The sequence below is a fragment of the Cysteiniphilum litorale genome (assembly GCF_003428165.1).
Classification (GTDB): Bacteria; Pseudomonadota; Gammaproteobacteria; order Francisellales; family Francisellaceae; genus Caedibacter; species Caedibacter litoralis.
This window is the reverse complement of record NZ_QLIQ01000088.1, coordinates 1-3,752: the sequence shown is the minus strand read 5'-3', so window position 1 is coordinate 3,752 and position 3,752 is coordinate 1. Positions and strand designations below refer to the sequence as shown.

Annotated in this window: 1 protein-coding gene; it reads left to right on the top strand. The window is 41.0% G+C overall.

What is annotated here, in order from left to right; translation table 11 throughout:
• The coding region (locus DNJ75_RS14400) for a beta strand repeat-containing protein (RefSeq protein ID WP_206609121.1) at positions 1 to 3,752 on the top strand (3,752 nt) is incomplete at both ends.

Below are 3,752 nucleotides of genomic sequence, written 5' to 3'. Positions count from 1 at the left end.
GTGAATTTAGGTGCGATTAATAATGCGCCCATTGTAAATGCTGGCGGTGTTGTTAATTATATTGAAAATGCCAGTGCCATTGTTATTGATAATGGTATTACGTTATCTGATGCAGATGATACGCATGTTGAAAGTGCAACGATTTCAATTACGGGTAACTTTGCCGCTGGACAGGATATTCTTGGATTTGCCAATACGGCAAACATTAGCGGCAGCTATAATGCCGCGACTGGGGTGCTTAGTTTGTCAGGTAGTGATACATTAGCTAACTACGAGTCTGCTTTAAGAAGCATTACCTATCGCAACACCTCAGATAATCCAAGTGTGTTATCACGTACCATTAGTTGGAGAGTCAATGATGGGGATTCAAATTCATCGATTGTAACCAGTACCGTTAATATCACTGCAGTGAATGATGTACCAGTCATTAGTGCTGGTGGTGTTCTTAACTATAGTGAGGGCTCTGGTGTGATTGCGATCGATGGTGGTATTGTTGTCAATGATGTTGATGACACGCATATTGAAAGCGCAACGATTTCAATTACGGGTAACTTTGCAGCAGGACAAGATGTGCTTGGATTTACAAATACTGCAAATATCACCGGAAGCTTTAATGCGGGCACTGGTGTGTTAACCTTAACAGGTAATGATACCCTTCTTAATTACCAAGCGGCATTACGCAGTGTAACCTATGAAAACACATCGGCTAACCCAAGCGTATTATCACGCACCATTGGCTGGGTGATCAATGATGGTGATGCTCCCTCTAGTGAGGTAACCAGTACGATTAATCTCAGTGCTGTTAATAATCCAGCGGTATTAACAGCAGGTGCAAGTATAACCTATACCGAAAACGATAGTGCGACAGTGATTGATAACACCATTGCCATTAGTGATGTTGATGATACCAACCTTGAAAGTGCAACAATCGCGATTAGTAATAACTATGTCAATGGTCAAGATGTGTTAGCGTTTGTTAATACTGCCAATATTACGGGAAGCTTTAACGCTTCAACAGGCGTGTTAACGTTAACAGGCAGTGACACGCTTGCCAACTATCAAGCGGCATTACGTAGTATAACCTATAGAAATACGTCAGAGAGTCCAAGCGCTTTACCTAGAACCATTAGTTGGATTGTTAATGATGGTGATAGCAACTCAGTTGTTGCAACAAGTACCGTGAATGTTGTTAGTGTTAATGATAGTGCTGTGATCTTAGGCGGAAGCACGTTAAATTATACAGAGAATGCGCCAGCAAGCATCATTGATAATAGTGTTATAATTACAGACGTTGATGATATAAATCTTGAAGGTGCAAGCATTTCAATTACGGGTAACTTTGCGACAGGACAAGATGTGCTTGGATTTACAGATACTGCTAATATCACAGGAAGCTTTAATGCTGCCAGTGGCGTATTAACCCTAACAGGTACTGACACGCTTACCAACTATCAGGCGGCATTACGCAGTGTGACGTATCAAAACACTTCAGATAATCCAAGTAGCTTAGCGCGTACTGTAAGTTTTAGGGTCAATGATAGTGATATCAATTCAAATGCCATCACCAGTACCATTAATGTAATAGCAGTGAACGATGCGCCATTATCAAGTAACCGTACGATTACGATTAATGAAGATAGTCAATATGTCTTTAATACGACAGACTTTAACTTTGTGGATCTTGATAACAGTACTTTATCGAGCATTAAAATCACCACACTTGAAAATGCCGGATCATTACAGTTAAACGGTAACGATGTGACATTAAATGCCGTGATTTCAGCAAGTGATCTTGCTGCAGGTCATTTGCGCTTTATACCTCAAGCAAATGCAAATGGTACTAACTATGCCAGTTTTGGCTTTAGTGTAAACGATGGTATAGCTGACTCTGTCGCAAGCTATACCATGACGATCGATGTTATGCCAGTGAATGATGCACCAGATGGTGTTGTTACAATTACTGGTGAGCGCCGAGTAGGTCAAGTATTAACAGCAGTTAATACACTCAGTGACAACGATGGTTTAGGTGTGTTTACATATCAATGGTATCGTAATGGTAGTGCGATAGTTGGCGCAACCAGTAATAGCTATCTGTTAATTGGTGATGATGCAGCTAAGAGCATTCATGTTGTGGTGAGTTATCTAGATGGTGATGGTACATTGGAAACTCAAAGCAGCACAAATCTACTTGTTTTGACGTCAGACGGGTTATTACCTGTTGATATTGATAATAATGGTGAAGTTGATGTTGTTGTACCACAGAATACGCTAGTGCTGAATAACAATAATGGCACAGTTACGGTAACACTGCCAAATGGCGGTGTTGTAACAGTAGATAAAGATCAAAACATTACGATTACAGAAGCAAATAATGGCACCATTGCCTTGGATGTTGGTAGTAATAATCAAGGCGATGTTATCGTTGACAGTGGTGCTCAAGTGACAACGCAATCTAATAACACCATTACAGTGACCACTGCGAATAACACAACAGTCACTGTTCCTCGAGATCAACAAACAAGAGTCACAGATGGTACAGATAACAACGCCGCTGTAGATATCGGAAATGATGGTACAGTGGATGTCTTTGTCCCTAATGGCGCTCAAGTGCAAAGGACGGATAATGGTGGTATTCAGGTAACCACAACAAGCAATGATCAGTTTGTTGTAAGACCAAACTCTGGTTCTACCTTAGCTGCCTCAACGGTTATTATCTATAACACGCCAGTGCGAGAAACCTTAAGCACACCAAATGCGCAAGGTCAGTATCGGATCTCAGGTGCTGCTACAGCATCAAGTGCTTCAGCGATTGACTCTGGTTCAGTGAGATCATTTGATCAAGCGTTTGCCGGCTTTGCTAACAATACAGTCTTCACTGTGCCGACATTAACGTTTACAGCAGGTAGCGGTACGTTAGGCAGTCCATTAACGGCATCGATATTACCAGGCAGCTCAGCCTTGATCGGTACGATGCTTAGTACAGATCAAGTAGAAGTTGTGGTGAATGGATTAACTGCTAATGAAGGTCGCCTTGAGACAGAAAGAGTTGATAACAGAATTAATATTTACTATAAACCCAATAGTGCATTCTCAGGTAAGGCTGACTTTAGTACACAGGTATCAAAAGATGGTGTGCTACTGGTTGAATATCAGATGCTGATTAATGTTGCACAAACACCTGATGTGATTACACAAAGTGCTCAAGCGAATAAAGTCGATGTATCTACAGCCAAGGTACAGGAAACTAAAGTTTCAGATGCTAGGATAAAAGAGCTTAGCGCCTTGAAGCCTGAAGTTAAATCGATCATTGAAAATAGTAAATCTAACTTTGCACAAGCATTAGATAATAAAGCGCCTGTTGAACGTTTAACAGAGATTGCAAGAACAGCGCTTAGAGAAACAATCAGTGCAAGTGATGCTAATCCTTCCGCAAGTGCTGAGGTAGTTAAAGGTGTCTTGCAGCAAGCAATTGAAGCAAGAGAGACAGCGCCAAATGTTGGTAAGATTGCTTCAGGTATGTTAAAAGCAGCGATGGATGCTGATCAAACACCGACTACAGTGGTAAGAAGTGTGATTGAGCAGACGATTGAGTCAAACATGCCAAGTACTGATGTTGCAATTGTGTTATCACAAATGATTTTAGATTCAGATGATGATAAACAAGATGACATTATTGAGGCAATTGCCGCAGAGCCTAAGTTGAATGAAGAGCATATTGCCAATATGTATGATTACTTGAAAGAGCAAGATCC